The sequence below is a fragment of the Streptococcus sp. GP0011 genome (assembly GCF_030546305.1).
Classification (GTDB): Bacteria; Bacillota; Bacilli; order Lactobacillales; family Streptococcaceae; genus Streptococcus.
In genome coordinates, this window is record NZ_JAUONR010000002.1 from 208,326 (window position 1) to 225,650 (window position 17,325).

A 17,325-nucleotide genomic window follows, 5' to 3' on the forward strand; every position below is an offset into this window, starting at 1 on the left:
TCCTTGGTTTCCTAAAATTCAATCGCTCTCTATTCGTTCTTTGTATCTTATTTAATGTCGCTCTGTGAGGCGACGAATAGAAAGGCAGGTCGTTTCTTTTAGTCGCTATCGGGCGAACTAAAAACTCCCTGCACGAAATTTTTTATCGAAAAATATCGTTTCTCTAAAAAATCGTCGGAGAATTTATTTAATGGCAACCTGAGAGTTGCCGAATAGAAAGGAGAAGGGTGGTCCGTATTTGCTGAACTGAATACGGGCTACGGACGGTGCTAAAAAGATAGTTATTCCTAGAACTGATAGTTCTTCGTCATAACTCCTATTTTAGCTTTGTCCGCTTGACGCCCTTAATATCTTATAAATGCCTAAACGTACTGATATTCAAAAAATTATGGTGATTGGTTCTGGTCCGATTATTATTGGTCAGGCTGCTGAGTTTGACTATGCGGGGACCCAGGCCTGCTTGTCTTTGAAAGAGGAAGGTTATGAGGTTGTCTTGGTGAACTCAAACCCTGCCACCATCATGACGGATAAGGAGATTGCGGATAAGGTCTACATCGAACCGATTACACTTGAGTTTGTGACACGTATTCTCCGTAAGGAACGTCCAGATGCCTTACTACCAACCCTTGGTGGACAAACTGGTCTCAACATGGCCATGGAATTATCTAAAAATGGTATCCTAGATGAGCTTGGTGTTGAACTTCTGGGTACTAAATTATCTGCCATTGACCAAGCCGAGGACCGTGATCTCTTTAAACAATTGATGGAAGAATTGGAACAACCCATTCCAGAATCTGAAATTGTCAACACAGTCGAAGAAGCAGTTGCTTTTGCAGCAACAATTGGTTACCCAGTCATCGTTCGTCCAGCCTTTACCCTAGGTGGTACTGGTGGTGGTATGTGTGCTAACGAGGAAGAATTGCGTGAAATCGCTGAAAATGGTTTGAAGTTGTCACCTGTTACCCAATGTTTGATTGAGCGTTCCATTGCTGGTTTTAAGGAAATCGAGTACGAAGTCATGCGCGATTCAGCTGACAATGCCCTCGTTGTTTGTAACATGGAAAACTTTGACCCAGTGGGGATTCACACAGGGGATTCTATCGTATTTGCTCCTGCGCAAACCATGTCAGACTATGAAAACCAAATGCTTCGTGACGCGAGCTTGAGCATTATCCGCGCTCTTAAGATTGAAGGTGGGTGTAACGTTCAGCTGGCACTTGATCCACATAGCTTCAAGTACTATGTTATCGAAGTAAACCCTCGTGTATCGCGTTCTTCTGCCCTTGCTTCTAAGGCAACTGGTTACCCAATTGCTAAATTGGCAGCTAAGATTGCCGTCGGTTTGACCTTGGATGAGGTCATCAACCCAGTTACAGGATCAACCTACGCCATGTTTGAGCCAGCCCTTGACTATGTGGTTGCTAAGATTCCTCGTTTCCCATTCGACAAGTTTGAAAAAGGGGAACGTCGTCTTGGTACCCAGATGAAGGCAACTGGAGAAGTTATGGCCATCGGTCGGAACATCGAGGAGTCACTTCTCAAGGCATGTCGTTCACTTGAAATTGGCGTTCACCACAATGAAATGCCTGAACTTGCAGCGGTTTCAGATGATGCCTTGATTGAAAAGGTTGTCAAGGCTCAAGATGACCGTCTCTTCTACGTATCAGAGGCTATTCGCCGTGGTTACACACCAGAAGAAATTGCTGAATTGACTAAGATTGATCTCTTCTATCTTGATAAACTCTTGCATATCTTTGAAATTGAGCAAGAATTGGGCGCCCATCCACAAGATCTAGACGTTTTGAAAACAGCTAAACTAAATGGCTTCTCAGACCGTAAGATTGCTGAACTCTGGAAAACAACAGCTGACCAAGTTCGTCAACTTCGCTTGGAAAACAAGATTGTCCCAGTTTACAAGATGGTCGATACCTGTGCGGCGGAGTTTGACTCTGAAACACCATACTTCTATTCAACCTATGGTTGGGAAAATGAGTCTATCAAGTCTGATAAGGAATCTGTACTTGTCCTAGGTTCAGGTCCAATCCGTATCGGTCAAGGGGTTGAGTTTGACTACGCAACTGTTCACTCTGTTAAGGCTATTCAGGCTGCTGGTTATGAAGCTATTATCATGAACTCAAACCCAGAGACCGTTTCTACGGACTTCTCTGTGTCTGATAAGCTCTACTTTGAACCATTGACATTCGAAGATGTCATGAATGTTATCGACTTGGAGCAACCAAAAGGCGTTATCGTTCAGTTTGGTGGTCAAACAGCTATCAACCTTGCAGAGCCCTTGGCAAAAGCAGGTGTGACCATCCTTGGTACACAAGTTGCCGACCTAGACCGTGCCGAAGACCGTGACCTCTTCGAGCAAGCCCTTAAAGACTTGGATATTCCACAACCACCAGGCCAAACAGCGACTAATGAAGAAGAAGCTGTGCTTGCAGCTCGCAAGATTGGTTTCCCAGTCTTAGTTCGTCCTTCTTATGTCTTGGGTGGACGCGCCATGGAAATCGTTGAAAACGAAGAAGATCTCCGTTCTTACATGCGTACCGCCGTTAAGGCCAGTCCAGACCATCCAGTCCTTGTCGATTCTTACATCGTTGGGCAAGAGTGTGAAGTTGATGCCATTTCAGATGGAGAAAATGTTCTCATCCCTGGTATCATGGAGCATATCGAACGTGCTGGTGTCCACTCAGGTGACTCAATGGCCGTTTACCCACCACAAACCTTGTCTCAAAAGGTACAGGAAACCATCGCAGACTATACTAAACGCCTAGCAATCGGTCTTAACTGTCTCGGAATGATGAATATCCAGTTTGTCATCAAGGATGAAAAAGTCTACGTTATTGAGGTCAATCCACGTGCCAGCCGTACGGTGCCATTCCTTTCTAAGGTAACTAATATTCCTATGGCTCAGGTAGCGACTAAGCTCATTCTTGGGCAAAGTCTTGAAGAACTTGGCTACCAAGATGGACTTTATCCAGAAAGCACTCGCGTTCATATCAAGGCACCAGTCTTCTCCTTTACGAAACTAGCTAAGGTAGATAGCTTACTCGGGCCTGAAATGAAGTCAACAGGGGAAGTTATGGGTTCTGATACGACTTTGGAAAAAGCTCTCTATAAAGCTTTTGAAGCTTCTTACCTGCACTTGCCAACTTTTGGTAACGTTGTATTTACCATTGCTGATGATGCCAAAGATGAAGCCTTGGACTTGGCTCATCGTTTCCAAAATATCGGTTATGGTATCCTTGCGACAGAAGGGACAGCAGCCTTCTTTGCCAGTCATGGACTTCAAGCCCAACCTGTTGGTAAGATTGGTGACGATGAACAGGATATCCCAAGCTTTGTCCGCAAAGGGAAAATCCAAGCGATCATCAATACTGTCGGAACCAAACGAACTGCTGACGAAGATGGTGAGCAAATCCGTCGTTCAGCCATTGAACACGGTGTGCCACTCTTTACAGCTCTAGATACAGCTAATGCCATGCTCAAGGTGCTAGAAAGCCGTAGTTTTGTCACAGAAGCGATCTAGTTGAGAAAGAATTTTCACAGTTTTAAAGCCAGCGTCAGAAAACGCTGGCTTTTGCAATACAGAAATTGCCTATTTCAACCATCATTCTTTCCTTAAGAATCATTCCAAAATGTGATATAATTAAGGAAGAATTGGAAATAGGAAACTATTTTCATGATATTTTCAAAAAAATCCATTAATAAAATAGGTAAAGACAAGATTAGAAAGTGTAAAATTCCGATGTCTTCTTACAAAAAAGTCTCTCTTTCTGAGATCAACCAATCTATTGAAACTCCCAATAACAATCATTTTTGGCAAAATCTAAAAGCATTCTTAGGACCTGGAGCCCTTGTAGCAGTTGGTTATATGGATCCTGGAAACTGGATTACCAGTGTGGTTGGTGGTGCTTCCTACAAATATAGTCTCTTATTTGTTATTTTGATTTCATCCATCATTGCTATGCAGTTACAACAGATGGCTGGAAAGCTCGGTATCGTGACTAGGATGGACCTAGCACAGGCAACTGCACATCATGCTCCCAAATGGCTTCGCTATAGTTTATGGGTGATTTTAGAATTAGCTTTAATGGCGACCGACTTAGCCGAGGTTTTAGGCTCAGCGATTGCCTTAAATCTTTTATTTAAAATACCGATTATGGTCGCTATCCTCTTAACCGTTTTAGATGTATTTCTTTTGTTGTTGTTGATGAAATTTGGCTTCAAAAAAATTGAAGCCATTGTTACGACCCTTATTTTAACCATATTAGCCATCTTTACCTATCTGGTAGCCTTATCCAATCCAAGTATTCAGGGTATCTTTGGTGGTTATTTACCGACTTCAACTTTATTTGAAACACCGTTACCAGGTCATGAAAGCCAATTGACCTTGGCTCTAGGAATTGTGGGAGCGACAGTCATGCCCCATAATCTCTATCTTCATTCATCCCTATCCCAAACAAGGAAAATCAATCACAAAGATAAGAAGGATGTTCGAAAAGCCGTGCGTTTTATGACCTGGGATTCAAATCTTCAGTTGTCCCTAGCCTTTATTGTCAATTCCTTGCTTCTCATTTTAGGGGCATCTCTCTTTTTTGGTCATGCATCTGAAATTTCAGCTTTTTCTCAAATGTACAATGCTTTACAGGATTCGACAATAGCAGGAGCGATAGCTAGTTCAACTCTGTCAACTTTATTTGCCCTAGCCCTCTTAGCAAGTGGACAAAATTCGACCATTACAGGTACCTTGACAGGACAGATTGTCATGGAAGGCTTCTTGCATCTGAAATTGCCTCAGTGGATGATCCGTATCGGTACCCGTATTTTTGCCTTGCTTCCTGTGATTATTGTTGCTGTCTTGTTTGGGCATCAAGAAAAAACTTTGGATCAGTTATTGGTCTATTCACAAGTCTTTCTGTCAATCGCTCTTCCGTTTTCAATCTTCCCCTTAATCTATCTGACCTCTAAGAAGTCACTGATGGGAGAATTTACCAATGCTAAGTGGAACACTATCCTAGGTTACGCAGTTTCAATCATCTTGACCATTCTCAATATCAAGCTTCTTTTCGATATTTTTTAACCTCGTTTGAAATCAATCATAGCGTCAGCGTGAAGGTTGACAAATAGAAAGTGGTAGTGGTTGGTTCATAAAAAGAAGTACAAAAAAAGAACAGTGGCAACTGTTCTTTTTTATCATTATTTGAGACCGTATTTTTTGTTGAAACGATCCACGCGTCCATCTGCTTGAGTGAACTTTTGACGTCCAGTGTAGAATGGGTGTGAGTCTGATGAAATTTCCACACGGATCAATGGGTAAGTTTCGCCTTCGAACTCAACAGTTTCGTTAGAGCGTTTTGTTGAACCGCTAAGGAATTTGTAACCAGTAGTTGTGTCCATGAAGACAACTGGGCGATATTCTGGATGGATATCTTTTTTCATTTTGCAATATTTCCTTTCTGCCATGGTCTCTTTGCGAGCCATAGATTGTTACCATACTAGTCTATCAGATTCTGATAAGTTTGGCAAGTCTTTTCCCTGATTTTATTAAAAATCTTGATAAAAAATCACTCCAGTGTTTACTGGAGTGAGGGTAGAAGAATGATTAGTTCTCTTGATTTGGAGCTTTTTCTTCTTGTTGATTTTTTACTTCTGTTTCTTTAACTGGTTCTGTGTTTTCTTCTGCTAATTTTGCTTCTTTTTCAGTTTCAGTAGGTTCTGTTTCAGTTGTTTCTGTTTCAGCTTCAGCCTCTGTTTCTGTTGGTTCGGCTACTGGCTCAGCTTCTGTTTTTATTTCAGATTCTGTAGTTTCTTCTTTTACTGGTTCTGCGTTTTCTGCTGCTGATTCGGCTTTCACATTAGCTGGTTCCTTAGCTTCTTCTGTTTGCTCGGTTTCCTCTTTAGCTGTCTCTGTTTTTTCAGCATTAGTTTCTTCTTTTTTACGTTCTTGAGATTCTTTTTTGATTTCTTCGACTGCAGTTTTAACGGTAGAGCTTGTTACACGTCCGACAGTTTGAGCAAAATCTTTACCAGACTCAGCTAATTCAGTAAATGATTCTTTTGTAATTTTACCACCTGACATTGCCAAGAGACCAGTTACAACAAGTGCAATGCTAGCAAGAATAGCCAAAATCAAACCAAAGCCGATTGAAATGCCATATCCACCAAAGTTAGACATGTACTTATTTACATTAAAGAGACTATTTAGTGTGACGAGAGTTGCAATTGCACCCGCAACAATGACACCAATTGAGAACCCTTTAGGCATTGCTTTATTCATATTATTCAAGCACGCAAGAACAATAGACACAATAGCCGCGATAATGACAAACCATCCATCACCTTGGTAACCATTCACGCTATAGGATCCAAAAGAACCTGCATTTAAACTAGCCCATGGCAAAAGTGAACCAAGGATTGCTACTCCAGCAGAAATGAGAATATACAAACGATTTTTTTCCATTATTATGTCTCCTTTTATTCAGTTTGATTTATTATACCATAAACTAAGGTACAAAGAAACCGTATATTTTAAGAATATAGCATATAAAAGGCCAAGAAAATTCTTTCTTAGCCTTGGTGAATCTGTAGAGTCTCTTTCAGTTCTTGGTATATTTGTTCGTTTTCTTCTAGACTATAGGAATTGGCGCCACTGGCTAATGGATGCCCTCCCCCGTCGTGTCGTTTGGCTATCTCATTGATAGGAGTGATTTTACTACGCATTCGCACACGGAAGTGACCATCAGCTTGTTCAACAAAGATAGTCCAAGCCTTAACGGTATCAATTCGACCAGGTGCCCCAACAATCGCTGCTGTTTCAGCATCCGTAACCTTATATTTTTCCAAGATGTCTTGAGTAAGCAGAACGCGTGCAGCCCCATTCTCATCAACTTCTAAGTGATCATAGACATACCCTTGCAATTTTGCAATCTTGAAGCTCATGGTATCCATTTGACGAGACAATCCAGCAAAGTCAAAATCAATTTCTCGGAGCTGGCCAGCTATTCTAAAGGTACGGGCACTAGTTGAAGGGTAGAGAAAACGTCCTGTGTCTCCAACAACTCCTGCATAGAGAAGTCGTGCGGCTTCACTAGACAAAGTTAGCTGATTTTCTTGAGCAAATAATGCAATCATTTCACTGGCGCTGCTTGAACTTGTATCCACCCAAGATAGGTCACCATAGATGTCATCATTTGGATGGTGATCAATTTTGATGGTGAAATCAGCTTGTTCATAGCGTTTATCATCGATACGAGCAGTATTGGCTGTATCGCAGACAATGACAAGAGCTCCTTGGTAGTCACTGTCTTGGACAGTATCCATTTCTGCCATCCAAGTCAAAGTCGGTTCATTATAGCCGACAGCTTTGATGGTCTTTTCAGGAAAATGTTGGTTGAGCAAGGCTTTCAAGCCTACCTGACTTCCCAAGGCATCAGGGTCTGGTTTCATATGACGATGAATGATAATGGTATCGTATTCTTTGATTTTCTCTAAAATTTGCTGGCAAATTTCCATAAGTAACCTCAATTCTTTCTCATTTCATTGTAGCACAAGAATTTTTATTTTTAAAATGAAAAAGATATGATATAATGGAAAAAGATAAATTGAGGAGGACGATATGGCATTAGCAAAAATTGTATTTGCCAGTATGACCGGTAATACCGAAGAAATTGCAGATATTGTAGCAGATAAATTGCGTGACTTGGGCTTGGATGTCGATGTGGATGAATGTACGACTGTTGACGCTTCAGACTTCTTGGAAGCGGATATCGCAATCGTTGCGACTTACACTTACGGAGATGGAGAATTGCCAGATGAGATGATGGACTTCTACGAAGACCTAGCTGATCTCAACTTGAATGGTAAAATCTACGGAGTTGTTGGTTCAGGTGACACCTTCTACGACGAATTCTGTAAGGCTGTCGATGACTTTGATCGTGTTTTTGTAGCGACAGGAGCTGAAAAAGGTTCAGAGTGCGTTAAAGTAGACCTTTCTGCCGAAGAAGAAGATATTGAACGCTTGGAACAATTCGCAGAAGAATTGGCTGCAAAAGTAGGATAAGAAACAAGCTGCGCTGACTGGAAGGAGTCGGTGCAGTTTTTAGTAGTTAAACTAGATTTTACTAGCCTATTTGGTGGCTTTTTGATACAATAATTCAAATAAAGGAGGAGACACTATGGATTTAGCTAGTATTCGTCAAGAAATTGATCAAATCGACGACCAAATTGTTAAGCTCTTGGAAGAACGAATGCACTTGGTTGAGGGTGTTGTTGCCTATAAGAAGGCCTCAGGAAAACCTATTTTAGATAGTAAGCGAGAAGCAGTCATTTTTGAAAAGGTAAGGAGTCGTGTAATCAATAAGAGTTACCAAGAAACCATTGTTGCGACTTTTTCAGATATTCTCAAACGTTCGCGTGATTATCAGGATCAAAACATCAAATGAAAAAAGAACAATTCTATCCGCTAGGGATTTTTTTAGCTGCTATGTCAGGTGGCCTTGTCCGCTATTTTGTATCTAGTCAGTTGCCAGCAAGTCCTGAATTTCCTTGGGGCACCCTCCTTGTCAACTATCTGGGCATTATCTTCCTGATCTATCTGGTGAAAGGCTATCTGGTCTATAAGGGAACTAGTAAAGGCTTGGTTTTGGCACTGGGTACAGGATTTTGTGGTGGGCTAACAACCTTTTCTAGTCTAATACTTGATGCCGTGAAATTGCTCGATACCGGGCGTTATCTTAGTTTAGGCATCTACTTATTTTTGAGCATTGGTGGAGGTCTACTCTTGGCTTATGTTCTAGGGAGGAAGAAATGGTAATCGTTTATCTTGCAATCGCCTGTGGCTTCGGAGCCCTAGTGCGGTATTTCTTTTCCCGATATAATCAATCCTCGAAATTGCCCCTAGGAACTCTCATAGCCAATCTTCTCGGTTGTTTTTTGATTGGCTTGCTCTACAATCATGTGGATTCCAAGGAAGTCTATGCTATCCTCGCGACAGGTTTCTGTGGTGGGTTGACGACCTTTTCAACTCTGAATGACGAGCTGCAAAAACTGTTAAGTGACAAGAAGGTATTTTATAGCTATTTTCTCATAACTTACCTAGGCGGTTTTCTAGCGATTTTTTTAGGAATTCTGCTATAAATTTCTTTACTTTTAGGTGGAAATTTGGTAAACTGTATCTTGTGTGTAATGGACGCACAAAAATACAGTTTATCCGCTGAGGAAGGTTCCTTAAGATTGACAAAGATAGGAGAATAAAATGAATCCATTAATCCAAAGCTTGACTGAAGGTCAACTTCGTACAGATATCCCATCATTCCGTCCTGGTGACACTGTTCGTGTACACGCGAAAGTTGTCGAAGGTAACCGTGAACGTGTTCAGATCTTTGAAGGTGTTGTTATCGCACGTAAAGGTGCTGGCATCTCAGAAAACTACACAGTTCGTAAAATCTCTAACGGTGTAGGTGTTGAGCGTATCTTCCCAATCCACACTCCACGTGTTGAAAAGATCGAAGTTGTTCGTTACGGTAAAGTACGTCGTGCGAAATTGTACTACTTGCGTGCACTTCAAGGTAAGGCAGCTCGTATCAAAGAAATCCGTCGTTAATTCGACTAAAAAACTCTGCTCACCCAGCAGGGTTTTTCTCTAGCTCCCTTAGTTCAATGGATATAACAACTCCCTCCTAAGGAGTAGTTGCAGGTTCGATTCCTGCAGGGGGCATTCTTAGTAAAACAAAGAAAAATAAAGAATATTCAAAGTGTTTATTTAACAGCAATCATCACAATTTATTTTTTAAGAATAATTTAGTAATTTTTATTTTTTGACCAAACGATGACCAAAATTTGACCAAAAATAAGTTTTTAATAATGAATATAGAATAAAGTGGATCATGAAGCTGGTCTATTTTGTTTTGTATTTAATTATTGGATAGTTGTATTTTAGGTCTGAAAGTGGTACAATATAAAATGAAAAAATATTATGTCAACGATAGCTGTAAGGGTCGATGATGAAACTGTGAAATTTTAAAAAAAGGAGAATATTTAAGATGGGGAATAAACTTTCTGTTGGTGAAGAGCGAGAAAGCATGAGTGCTGTTTTGGATTATCTAAAAGATAATGGAATTTTAACTTTACCAAAAAATGTTTCGGTTATAAAAAATGGGAAATTGATAGTTAACGACAGAATTGATGTGGCAGTTTTTGACTGTAATATTTACATGCGAGTGGATATTCTCTGGGAAGAGGCAGGGTACACAAGATATAGTGATTTAGGTCTATATGGTTCGTATGGTTCGTCTTATTATCGAATGACGTATGTTGATAGAATTTTAAAAATTAACTCAGATGATAATATTGAAATAGTTATTAAATAAATTAAATGTGATATCTTACCAGTTGAAGAGATAAGATTTTTTGAAATTATTGCTAATTCTAAGATGAAATAGACTAAAAACCGCTCTGCTGAGCGGTTTTCGTCTATTCTTTCCTTTTACAATGCCCATGTACGGATAGCATGGGCAACGCCGGATTCGTCGTTTGTTTTGGTGATGTATTTGGCGATTTTTTTGAGTTCTGGATTTCCATTTTCCATAACAACGGGGTTACCCACGACTTCCAGCATGGCGCGGTCATTTTCTTCGTCACCGATCGCCATGGTTTCATCTTTGGTCAATCCGAGTTTTTCAGCTAGGTGAGTGATGGCTGAACCCTTGTCTACATTCTTTTTAAGGAGTTCAAGGTAGAAAGGAGCTGATTTGTTAATAGAGTAGCGTTCGTAAAATTCTGCTGGTATCTTTTCAATCGCAGCATCGAGAATTTCTGGTTCATCGATAAACATACACTTGACGATTTCCTTGTCAGCCATTTCTTCAGGAGTACGGTAGAAAATAGGCATGCTGACGAGGGTTGATTCGTGCACTGTGTATTTTCCGATATTGCGATTGGCAGTATAGATACCGTCCTTGGTAATAGCGTGCATATGGACACCGAGTTTGCGACTGAGAAATTCCATATCGAGATAGTCCTCATAGGCTAAAGATTCGCTGATAATCTCATGGCCAGTAGCAGTTTCTTGAACAAGGGCACCATTGAAGGTTACGACATAGTCACCCTCGTCTCTCAATTGCAAGTCGTCCAGAAGTTTGGCAACGCCTGCGATAGGACGACCCGTTGCAATCACGACTTTGACGCCAGCTTCTTTGGCATCTTGGATGGCAGAAAAGACTTCCGGAGTGATTTCTTTTTTACTGTTAACCAGGGTACCATCGATATCGACGGCGATTAGTTTAATACTCATAAATTTCCTCTATTCGTTTTTATTTGGGGTAAAATGGTCGTTCTCAATCAAGTGTAAAAATTGCTGGGTAATGCTTGCGAAGATACTGTTTTGGTCCAACATTTCTTTTGGAAAATAGAAACGATTGTCTCCGTGGCGACTGCCAGCAAGGGATTGGACGATAGGAGACAAGCTAGAGAGTTCTGCCAGTTCACCATTTTTCTGTAGAATCTCAATCTGTGTCCGTGGATTTTCAGATTCGGGACGATAAATATCATAAGGGAGGTCAAAGTTCTTATGAATGGCTGTATAGTAGTCTGGATCAAAACCGATTTCTTCAACTAATTGTCTCATGGTTGCGAGTTGGTCTTGGTCTTCTTGTGAAAAAGTAATGGATTTAAAGACCTTGCGGTTGACAAAGCGCTGCGACAAGTCTGCGAGTATCTTGTCAGGACTGGTCATCCAGAGCTGGAAGTAGGTATTCATCACGCCATCATCTAGAGCCAGATAGTCAGATAGAGTAACTTTCTTTTCAAAAAAAGGTAGCAAATGAGGAGAAGTGCGTGCAAAGAAGTCTTTGTCTTCAGGATAGAGTTCCTTAGCGCGTTTGAGAAGATTCTGTAGGAGAACTTCCATGGCGCGTGTTGCTGGGTGGAAATAAACCTGCATATACATCTGGTAGCGACTGAGAACATAGTCTTCGATGGCATGCATGCCGTTGCGCTGAAAAGCGATCCCATTTTCGACTGGACGAATGACTCGGAGGATGCGAGTCAGGTCAAATTCTCCATAAGATGCTCCTGTAAAATAGGAGTCGCGCAAGAGATAGTCCATACGGTCCGCATCAATCTGACTGGAGATGAGCTGTACGACCTGCTTGTTAGGATAGGTATGGTCGATGACACTGGCTACCTTTTCTGGGAAATCTGGTGCTACTTGTAGCAGGACTTGGTGAATCTCTGTCTCAGGACTTTGGATGATTTCCTGAGTAATGGCCTCATGATCTGTATCAAAGAGATTTTCAAAAGTATGGGAGTAGGCACCATGACCAAGGTCGTGTAAAAGTGCAGCGGTCATGGTCAAGAGAGACTCAGCAGGGTCCCATTCTTCAGGATATTTTTCTTCAAAAATCTCCGTGATACGACGAGCAATCTCATAGACCCCCAAACAGTGGGAAAAGCGACTGTGCTCCCCGCCGTGGAAGGTATAACTGGAAGTCCCTAGCTGTTTGATACGGCGAAGACGTTGAAATTCTTTTGTATTGATCAAGTCATAGATGACCTGATTATTGACATGGATATAGTTGTGAACTGGGTCACGGAATACTTTTTCGTTCATATGACCATTATAGCAAAATCCTGCTCTTTTTGGTAAAATAGTAGGACAAGAGACAAGAAAGAGGATTTGATGTGAAGATTCGGATGCGAAATAGGATTCAGCTTGATGAACAGTTGGAAGTCATCGACCAACTCTATGATGTGGAAGTGCGTGAAAAAGGGGATTATAGCTATTTACTCTTTTATAATGAGGAAAAGGAAAAAGTGGTGCTCAAGTTTCATCAAGAAGAACTGGTGATGAGCCGTTTTTCTACTCCCAAGACCATCATGCGTTTTCTAAAGGATAGTGATAGTTTGGCCTATATTCCTACTCCAATGGGGATGCAGGAGTTTATCATTCAAACGAATCACTACAAACTGGATGGGCAAAAGATTGAGCTAGCCTATCAACTACAAAATCAAGAGGGACACCCTTTTGCCAGCTATCAATTGGAAATTACTTGGGGATAAGAAAAAGGTTGGTGTGAGCCAACCTTATTTGATATAGAGTTCTTGGTTTTTTAGGATAATTTCTCGAACTGTAGCAAACTTCTTGATTTTTTTAAGCTCTTCAGGATGGGTTACGAGAGTGATCACATAGCCCTCTTTGCCCATGCGACCTGTACGTCCTGCACGGTGGGTATAGGTTTCCATATCTCTAGGGACGTCAAAGTTTACGACACATTCTAGACTATCGATATCAATTCCACGAGCCAGAAGGTCTGTTGCAAGGAGCAGGGTTAGTTGCTTGTCTTTAAACTTTTCCAAGATAACTTTTCTAAACTTGACATTGACATCACTAGCAAGAGAAACAGCCAAGATATCACGATACTGTAGCTTTTCTTCTGCACTTCCTAGATCTGACAAGCTGTTAAAGAAGACCAGACCACGGAAATCCTCAACATGAGCCAGCTTTCGTAGCATATCCACACGATGGCGTTGGTCCACCTGCATGTAGAAATGTTGGATGTTGTCCAACTTTTGGTCAGAAAGATCAATGGTGCGTGTGTTTGGAGCAATTTTTTCTTGGTCAAACTTGGTCGTCGCACTCATGTAGATGAGTTGGTGGTCACGAGGTGCGTAGTGGGTAATTTTCTCGACAAAGTGAATCTGAGAATCATCAAGCAATTGGTCAAATTCATCCAGAATGATGGTTTCCACATTCATCATCTTGATTTTTTTCAATTTAATCAACTCAAAGATACGGCCAGGAGTTCCAATCAGAATTTCTGGTCCTTTTTTGAGACGTTCAATCTGACGTTTCTGACTGGAACCTGATAAGAAGAGCTGAGCAGTCAAGCCGATAGCCTCTGACCACGTTTTACATACATCAAAAATCTGTCCAGCAAGTTCTGTATTTGGTGCTAGAATCAAGAGTTGCTGGGCTTTTTTCTTTTGTAGTCTGAGAAGACTTGGCAGGAGGTAAGCTAGGGTCTTACCAGTTCCTGTTGGGCTCACTCCTAGGAGGTTTTCTCCAGCAAGAATAGGCTCAAATAGTTGAGTTTGAATGGGGGTAAATTCTTGGAAACCGAGTTGGTCGCTCAATTCCTGCCATTCAGTCGGTAGTTTGGTTTTCATTTTTCTGCCTCAAATCTAATGCCAGCAGTCTGGCGCATGGTATATAATAGGTCATGAACAGAACCTGCATCATCCAGCCAGTTCTGGTAAAGTGTCTGATCTGGTTGCTGGATCATGTGTGCAAATGCGGCGGCTTCCTCAGTCATCGTATGAGGAGCCTGTTGGATAGGGAGTTGGACTTGATTTCCTCGGTGGTCGGTAAAAATAGCTGAGCAGACATGCTCAATCGTGTTGAGGGTCAAGGTTCCATCTGCTGTATAAATCTCACAAGGGAGATTGGAAGTGATGTTTTTTCCAGCTTTGATATGAACTTGAAAGTCAGGGTAGAAGAGGATACCGTCCCCATTTAGGTCAATGCTATTGTCGAGCTGTTGAGCCTGATAGGTTGCGTTCTGAGCTTTTCTAAAGAGGCGAACGGCAGCATAGAGAGGATAAATCCCCAAATCCATAAGTGCTCCACCAGCAAAACGATCTGAAAAGACATTTGGCGTATGCCCAGCCAACAAATCCGGCATCTTGGAAGAATACTTGGCATAGTTGAAATCTGCTCCCAAGATTTGCTTGTCTGTCAAAAAATTCTTAATAGTGGTAAAAGCTTCCTCGTGGTAGTTTCGTGCCGCTTCAAAGATAAAACAGTGATTTTTCTCAGCTGTCTGCCTCAATCCTAGCCATTCTTGTGGCTGAGTGACAGCTGGCTTTTCAAGAATGACGTGCTTACCAGCAGACAAGGCAGCCTTGGCTTGAGCAAAATGCAAGGAGTTTGGACTAGCGATATAGACTACGTCAAAGGAAGACTTAAAGAAGTCTTCTAATTGATTAAAGAGTTGGATATCTTGATAACAAGAAGCAAAGGTTGCGGCAGTTTCTCGTTTTCTAGAATAGACTGCGACCAGCTGGTATTCTCCGCTAGCATGGGCTGCTTCTATGAAATGATGGCTGATAGCGCCTGTTCCGATGACACCTAATTTAAGCATAAATACTCCTTTTCCGACTTCAAATCCTTCCTTCATTATAACATAGAAAAGAAAGACTATCCAATAGATGGTAAAAATTTTCAAATGGACTACGCATTTCTTGGAGAAAATGGTACAATATTGAAATGAGTAAATGAAACTGAAATGGGAGAGAAAATGAGATTATTACCAATAAGAAAAATATCACGTCAGTCTAAGAGGCTAGCGCTTTTTTTGACTTTTTGTGCAGGATATGTCGATGCCTATACCTTTATCGTTCGAGGGAACACCCTTGTGGCTGGACAAACTGGGAATGTTGTTTTTCTCTCTGTAGGACTCATTCAGCAGAATGTCTCGGACGCCAGTGCTAAAGTGATGACCTTGTTGTCCTTTATGATGGGTGTCTTTTTTCTGACATTGTATAAGGAAAAACTTCGAATTGTTAAAAAGCCGATTTTGTCCTTGATACCACTCGCGGTCTTATCCATAATCATTGGTTTTGTTCCCTTGTCAGTAGACAATATCTACCTAGTTCCACCCTTAGCGTTTTGTATGGGACTGGTGACAACAGCCTTTGGAGAAGTTTCGGGTATCGCCTATAATAATGCCTTTATGACTGGGAATATTAAACGAACCATGTTGGCTTTTGGGGATTATTTCCGAACCAAGCATACGCCTTTTCTACGAGAGGGCTTGATTTTTGTTAGCTTGCTTAGTAGTTTTGTCTTCGGAGTTGTTTTCTCAGCTTATTTGACGATTTACTATCAAGAGAAGACAATTCTAGGTGTTCCTTTTATGATGAGTATCTTTTACTTCAGCATGCTTTTTGCTTTTTGGAGGAAAAAAGGGAAAGAAAAAGCTTAAATTTGATTGATTTCGCTTGTAAGAAAAAAGAAGATATGCTATACTTGAAGAGTTGACTATGCACAGTCCTGTGCAACCGCACGAACATCGTTGCTCACATAGTGAGTATAAAGTGGTTCGTCCCACGATGCTAGGCGAGTCTTCACAAAAATACGGGGAAACCCAAAAAATCATAGGAGGTGCATAATGAGCACATACGCAATTATCAAAACTGGCGGAAAACAAGTTAAAGTTGAAGTTGGTCAAGCAGTTTACGTTGAAAAATTGAACGTTGAAGCTGGTCAAGAAGTTACTTTTAACGAAGTTGTTCTTGTTGGTGGTGAAAACACTGTTGTCGGAACTCCACTTGTTGCTGGAGCTACTGTAGTTGGAACTGTTGAAAAACAAGGAAAACAAAAGAAAGTTGTTACTTACAAGTACAAACCTAAAAAAGGTAGCCACCGTAAACAAGGTCACCGTCAACCATATACAAAAGTTGTCATCAACGCGATCAACGCTTAATTTTAAGGAGAACACATGATACAAGCAGTCTTTGAGAGAGCCGAAGATGGCGAGCTGAGGAGTGCGGAAATTACTGGACACGCCGAAAGTGGCGAATACGGCTTAGATGTCGTGTGTGCATCGGTTTCTACGCTTGCCATTAACTTTGTCAATTCCATTGAGAAATTTGCAGGCTACGAACCAATCTTAGAATTAAACGAAGATGAAGGTGGCTATCTAAAGGTTGAAATACCAGCGGATCTTCCTTCACACCAGAGAGAAATGACCCAGTTATTCTTCGAATCATTTTTCTTAGGTATGGCAAACTTATCGGAGAACTCTTCTGAGTTCGTCCAAACCAGAGTTATCACAGAAAACTAACACGGAGGAAAACATTATGTTAAAAATGACTCTTAACAACTTGCAACTTTTCGCCCACAAAAAAGGTGGAGGTTCTACATCAAACGGACGTGATTCACAAGCGAAACGTCTTGGAGCTAAAGCAGCTGACGGACAAACTGTAACAGGTGGATCAATCCTTTACCGTCAACGTGGTACACACATCTACCCAGGTGTAAACGTTGGACGTGGTGGAGACGATACTTTGTTCGCTAAAGTTGAAGGCGTAGTACGCTTTGAACGTAAAGGTCGCGATAAGAAACAAGTTTCTGTTTACCCAATCGCTAAATAAAAAGGTCCAGTGAACCTTTTTATTCCGAGCCTTGAAATGAAAAGGCGAGGAAGCTAGAACTAGCATAAAATAAGGCTTTCCGAGTTTTCGGAGAGCCTATTTTTTTGTTTTGATACCCACAATTTTTTGTTACTAGTGTAGATGAATTTTGTGAGCGACATTATT

Annotated in this window: 20 protein-coding genes, 1 tRNA gene and 1 other annotated feature; of the genes, 14 read left to right on the forward strand and 7 right to left on the reverse strand. The window is 41.2% G+C overall.

Annotation, left to right across the window (positions count from 1 at the left end):
• The first annotated feature begins 358 nt into the window (after window positions 1–358).
• A complete protein-coding gene (gene carB, locus Q4443_RS03340) occupies window positions 359–3,535 on the forward strand; it encodes a carbamoyl-phosphate synthase large subunit (RefSeq protein WP_303407931.1) in 3,177 nt (1,058 codons plus the stop codon).
• Window positions 3,536–3,754: 219 nt separating this feature from the next.
• Window positions 3,755–5,089 carry an Nramp family divalent metal transporter gene (locus tag Q4443_RS03345; protein WP_049519002.1) on the forward strand — a complete coding sequence of 445 codons (1,335 nt, stop codon included), beginning with the start codon at window positions 3,755–3,757 and terminating at the stop codon, window positions 5,087–5,089.
• Window positions 5,090–5,205: 116 nt separating this feature from the next.
• On the opposite strand, the gene Q4443_RS03350 is transcribed toward Q4443_RS03345, so the two are convergent.
• The 3 genes from Q4443_RS03350 to Q4443_RS03360 form a co-directional block, all read right to left on the reverse strand.
• Window positions 5,206–5,448, reverse strand: a complete 243-nt coding sequence (locus tag Q4443_RS03350; RefSeq protein ID WP_000710762.1) for a type B 50S ribosomal protein L31 — start codon at window positions 5,446–5,448, stop codon at window positions 5,206–5,208.
• Between the two features lie 163 nt (window positions 5,449–5,611).
• Complete coding sequence (locus tag Q4443_RS03355) at window positions 5,612–6,469, reverse strand: lantibiotic ABC transporter permease (protein ID WP_049518986.1); 858 nt, start codon at window positions 6,467–6,469, stop codon at window positions 5,612–5,614.
• A 107-nt stretch (window positions 6,470–6,576) separates the two neighbouring features.
• Window positions 6,577–7,521, reverse strand: coding sequence for a bifunctional oligoribonuclease/PAP phosphatase NrnA (locus Q4443_RS03360; RefSeq protein WP_049518987.1), 945 nt, complete (start codon window positions 7,519–7,521; stop codon window positions 6,577–6,579).
• Between the two features lie 103 nt (window positions 7,522–7,624).
• Between Q4443_RS03360 and Q4443_RS03365 the strand changes: the two genes are divergently transcribed.
• The 7 genes from Q4443_RS03365 to Q4443_RS03395 all read left to right on the forward strand — a co-directional run bounded on the left by Q4443_RS03365 (window position 7,625) and on the right by Q4443_RS03395 (window position 10,376).
• On the forward strand, window positions 7,625–8,068 hold the full coding sequence (locus tag Q4443_RS03365; protein WP_001162125.1) for a flavodoxin: 444 nt from the start codon (window positions 7,625–7,627) through the stop codon (window positions 8,066–8,068).
• Between the two features lie 115 nt (window positions 8,069–8,183).
• Window positions 8,184–8,450 carry a chorismate mutase gene (locus Q4443_RS03370; RefSeq protein ID WP_000362349.1) on the forward strand — a complete coding sequence of 89 codons (267 nt, stop codon included), beginning with the start codon at window positions 8,184–8,186 and terminating at the stop codon, window positions 8,448–8,450.
• Window positions 8,447–8,821, forward strand: a complete 375-nt coding sequence (crcB, locus tag Q4443_RS03375; RefSeq protein ID WP_000712105.1) for a fluoride efflux transporter CrcB — start codon at window positions 8,447–8,449, stop codon at window positions 8,819–8,821. The genes Q4443_RS03370 and crcB (Q4443_RS03375) overlap by 4 nt, the downstream gene beginning before the upstream one ends.
• Window positions 8,815–9,144 carry a fluoride efflux transporter CrcB gene (gene crcB / locus Q4443_RS03380; RefSeq protein WP_000237402.1) on the forward strand — a complete coding sequence of 110 codons (330 nt, stop codon included), beginning with the start codon at window positions 8,815–8,817 and terminating at the stop codon, window positions 9,142–9,144. Before crcB (Q4443_RS03375) ends, crcB (Q4443_RS03380) begins: the two co-directional genes overlap by 7 nt.
• 118 nt (window positions 9,145–9,262) lie before the next feature.
• Window positions 9,263–9,610, forward strand: a complete 348-nt coding sequence (gene rplS, locus Q4443_RS03385; RefSeq protein WP_001068670.1) for a 50S ribosomal protein L19 — start codon at window positions 9,263–9,265, stop codon at window positions 9,608–9,610.
• Window positions 9,611–9,652: 42 nt separating this feature from the next.
• Window positions 9,653–9,724, forward strand: a tRNA-Arg gene (locus tag Q4443_RS03390).
• 325 nt (window positions 9,725–10,049) lie between these two features.
• Window positions 10,050–10,376, forward strand: coding sequence for a hypothetical protein (locus Q4443_RS03395; protein ID WP_000527095.1), 327 nt, complete (start codon window positions 10,050–10,052; stop codon window positions 10,374–10,376).
• Between the two features lie 116 nt (window positions 10,377–10,492).
• Here the strand turns inward: Q4443_RS03395 and yidA are convergent, their stop codons facing one another.
• Together yidA and Q4443_RS03405 are read right to left on the reverse strand one after the other, a co-directional pair.
• Window positions 10,493–11,299, reverse strand: coding sequence for a sugar-phosphatase (gene yidA, locus Q4443_RS03400; protein ID WP_049518988.1), 807 nt, complete (start codon window positions 11,297–11,299; stop codon window positions 10,493–10,495).
• Window positions 11,300–11,308: 9 nt separating this feature from the next.
• Complete coding sequence (locus Q4443_RS03405) at window positions 11,309–12,616, reverse strand: HD domain-containing protein (RefSeq protein ID WP_049518989.1); 1,308 nt, start codon at window positions 12,614–12,616, stop codon at window positions 11,309–11,311.
• A gap of 71 nt (window positions 12,617–12,687) precedes the next feature.
• Here Q4443_RS03405 and Q4443_RS03410 point away from each other — a divergent pair, with 71 nt between their 5' ends.
• Window positions 12,688–13,065: a DUF1934 domain-containing protein gene (locus tag Q4443_RS03410; RefSeq protein WP_080978800.1), complete on the forward strand. Its 378-nt coding sequence runs from the start codon at window positions 12,688–12,690 to the stop codon at window positions 13,063–13,065.
• 24 nt (window positions 13,066–13,089) lie between these two features.
• Here the strand turns inward: Q4443_RS03410 and Q4443_RS03415 are convergent, their stop codons facing one another.
• Together Q4443_RS03415 and Q4443_RS03420 are read right to left on the reverse strand one after the other, a co-directional pair.
• Window positions 13,090–14,172 (reverse strand): DEAD/DEAH box helicase, encoded by a 1,083-nt coding sequence (locus tag Q4443_RS03415; protein WP_049518991.1) that lies wholly within the window; start codon window positions 14,170–14,172, stop codon window positions 13,090–13,092.
• The gene (locus tag Q4443_RS03420; RefSeq protein WP_049518992.1) at window positions 14,169–15,146 is read right to left on the reverse strand and encodes a Gfo/Idh/MocA family protein; all 978 of its coding nucleotides are present in this window, start codon (window positions 15,144–15,146) and stop codon (window positions 14,169–14,171) included. The genes Q4443_RS03415 and Q4443_RS03420 overlap by 4 nt, the downstream gene beginning before the upstream one ends.
• Before the next feature lie 156 nt (window positions 15,147–15,302).
• Here Q4443_RS03420 and Q4443_RS03425 point away from each other — a divergent pair, with 156 nt between their 5' ends.
• The 4 genes from Q4443_RS03425 to rpmA all read left to right on the forward strand — a co-directional run bounded on the left by Q4443_RS03425 (window position 15,303) and on the right by rpmA (window position 17,160).
• Window positions 15,303–15,989, forward strand: coding sequence for a YoaK family protein (locus tag Q4443_RS03425; protein ID WP_001238359.1), 687 nt, complete (start codon window positions 15,303–15,305; stop codon window positions 15,987–15,989).
• A 64-nt stretch (window positions 15,990–16,053) separates the two neighbouring features.
• Window positions 16,054–16,141: a sequence feature (ribosomal protein L21 leader region), on the forward strand.
• Between the two features lie 34 nt (window positions 16,142–16,175).
• The gene (gene rplU / locus Q4443_RS03430) at window positions 16,176–16,490 is read left to right on the forward strand and encodes a 50S ribosomal protein L21 (protein WP_000109141.1); all 315 of its coding nucleotides are present in this window, start codon (window positions 16,176–16,178) and stop codon (window positions 16,488–16,490) included.
• Window positions 16,491–16,505: 15 nt separating this feature from the next.
• Complete coding sequence (locus Q4443_RS03435; protein WP_000613705.1) at window positions 16,506–16,850, forward strand: ribosomal-processing cysteine protease Prp; 345 nt, start codon at window positions 16,506–16,508, stop codon at window positions 16,848–16,850.
• Window positions 16,851–16,866: 16 nt separating this feature from the next.
• Entirely contained in the window at window positions 16,867–17,160 is a 294-nt protein-coding gene (rpmA, locus tag Q4443_RS03440) for a 50S ribosomal protein L27 (RefSeq protein ID WP_000916509.1), read from the forward strand.
• The last annotated feature ends 165 nt before the right edge of the window (window positions 17,161–17,325 follow it).

Excerpts from the sequence above, each read along its gene's own strand:
- Q4443_RS03355 (WP_049518986.1), bottom strand. The coding sequence starts at position 6,469 with ATGGAAAAAAATCGTTTGTATATTCTCATTTCTGCTGGAGTAGCAATC.
- Q4443_RS03395 (WP_000527095.1), top strand. The coding sequence starts at position 10,050 with ATGGGGAATAAACTTTCTGTTGGTGAAGAGCGAGAAAGCATGAGTGCT.
- Q4443_RS03350 (WP_000710762.1), bottom strand. The coding sequence starts at position 5,448 with ATGAAAAAAGATATCCATCCAGAATATCGCCCAGTTGTCTTCATGGAC.
- Q4443_RS03365 (WP_001162125.1), top strand. The coding sequence starts at position 7,625 with ATGGCATTAGCAAAAATTGTATTTGCCAGTATGACCGGTAATACCGAA.
- yidA (WP_049518988.1), bottom strand. The coding sequence starts at position 11,299 with ATGAGTATTAAACTAATCGCCGTCGATATCGATGGTACCCTGGTTAAC.
- Q4443_RS03435 (WP_000613705.1), top strand. The coding sequence starts at position 16,506 with ATGATACAAGCAGTCTTTGAGAGAGCCGAAGATGGCGAGCTGAGGAGT.
- Q4443_RS03345 (WP_049519002.1), top strand. The coding sequence starts at position 3,755 with ATGTCTTCTTACAAAAAAGTCTCTCTTTCTGAGATCAACCAATCTATT.
- crcB (WP_000237402.1), top strand. The coding sequence starts at position 8,815 with ATGGTAATCGTTTATCTTGCAATCGCCTGTGGCTTCGGAGCCCTAGTG.
- Q4443_RS03360 (WP_049518987.1), bottom strand. The coding sequence starts at position 7,521 with ATGGAAATTTGCCAGCAAATTTTAGAGAAAATCAAAGAATACGATACC.
- Q4443_RS03425 (WP_001238359.1), top strand. The coding sequence starts at position 15,303 with ATGAGATTATTACCAATAAGAAAAATATCACGTCAGTCTAAGAGGCTA.
- rpmA (WP_000916509.1), top strand. The coding sequence starts at position 16,867 with ATGTTAAAAATGACTCTTAACAACTTGCAACTTTTCGCCCACAAAAAA.
- Q4443_RS03415 (WP_049518991.1), bottom strand. The coding sequence starts at position 14,172 with ATGAAAACCAAACTACCGACTGAATGGCAGGAATTGAGCGACCAACTC.
- Q4443_RS03370 (WP_000362349.1), top strand. The coding sequence starts at position 8,184 with ATGGATTTAGCTAGTATTCGTCAAGAAATTGATCAAATCGACGACCAA.
- rplS (WP_001068670.1), top strand. The coding sequence starts at position 9,263 with ATGAATCCATTAATCCAAAGCTTGACTGAAGGTCAACTTCGTACAGAT.
- Q4443_RS03405 (WP_049518989.1), bottom strand. The coding sequence starts at position 12,616 with ATGAACGAAAAAGTATTCCGTGACCCAGTTCACAACTATATCCATGTC.
- carB (WP_303407931.1), top strand. The coding sequence starts at position 359 with ATGCCTAAACGTACTGATATTCAAAAAATTATGGTGATTGGTTCTGGT.
- rplU (WP_000109141.1), top strand. The coding sequence starts at position 16,176 with ATGAGCACATACGCAATTATCAAAACTGGCGGAAAACAAGTTAAAGTT.
- crcB (WP_000712105.1), top strand. The coding sequence starts at position 8,447 with ATGAAAAAAGAACAATTCTATCCGCTAGGGATTTTTTTAGCTGCTATG.
- Q4443_RS03420 (WP_049518992.1), bottom strand. The coding sequence starts at position 15,146 with ATGCTTAAATTAGGTGTCATCGGAACAGGCGCTATCAGCCATCATTTC.